The organism is Achromobacter kerstersii, assembly GCF_902859595.1.
Classification (GTDB): domain Bacteria; phylum Pseudomonadota; class Gammaproteobacteria; order Burkholderiales; family Burkholderiaceae_B; genus Achromobacter; species Achromobacter kerstersii.
In genome coordinates, this window is sequence record NZ_CADIJQ010000039.1 from 1 (window position 1) to 946 (window position 946).

Annotated in this window: 1 protein-coding gene; it reads left to right on the forward strand. The window is 60.7% G+C overall.

Features of this window, described 5'->3' with window-relative positions; translation table 11 throughout:
* Nucleotides 1-946: type IV pilus inner membrane component PilO (locus HV765_RS31650; RefSeq protein ID WP_175172204.1), on the forward strand; the 946-nt coding region annotated here is incomplete at both ends.

The window sequence follows — 946 nt, forward strand, 5'->3', positions numbered from 1 at the left end:
AAGCGAAACGCGTGCAAAGAGCAGAGCAACGCTTTTCTCTGGCGCCGCTGCTTTTGCGCAGATGCATCGACATGGCACGCATATCGTTGCATGCACGCTCCCCGATCAATCCGTATGGTTGGCGGCGGTCGTCGACGGGGTGGTGCAGACGGGCGGCGACACGATATTCCCCGACCAGGAAAAAGCAAAGAACGCGGTCGAAGAACTGACTGCGCGCTACCGGGAACACCAGGTCCACAGCAACTACATCACGCAAGCGCGTTTGTTCTCGTTGCAACAGCTCACTGCACATGTGAATGGACAGTCTGCTTTGCGCAGGGCGTCCTTTAGGCTGTCCATGGTGTCGCCCATATGGTGGGTGCTCATAGCTGCGGTCGTCGCCTACGAGGCATGGGATTACGGATCCGCTTGGTGGGACGAACGGCAGGCGAAACTACATGAAGAGGCCCAGGCGGCACAGCCCCATTTCGACGCCAAAGCGCTATGGGGAAGCGCTATCAGCGCTTGGGCTAAGTCGGTAAAGACCCAGGGCGGCGCGGGCATGACTGAACTTCTCAATGTCATCCTGACGGTACCAGTAGAGCCCGGGCGCTGGCGGTTGACGGAAGTCGACTGCCGACCAAGCGCCGGGTCGTGCACCGCCACATACCGCCGTACACGTCTGGCCGACAACCATACGCTGCGGGCAGCACTGGCCGAATCGTTTCGCATCGTCCATCCGGATTTGGATACTGCTACCGCAACATGGCCACTTCCGAAGGCGCGCTCGGCGCCAACTGTGGCCTTGCGGGACCTCCCGACGGCAGCTGCGATCCAGACAACGTGGGAACCAAGCTGGCAAGCGCTTCGGCCCGCATTGCAAGACTTCACGCTGGCAAAGCCGGCGAGCGTGCAGATTCTCGTGCCCAACATCAAGTTGCCCAACGGCCTGGAAGAACCTGTGCCG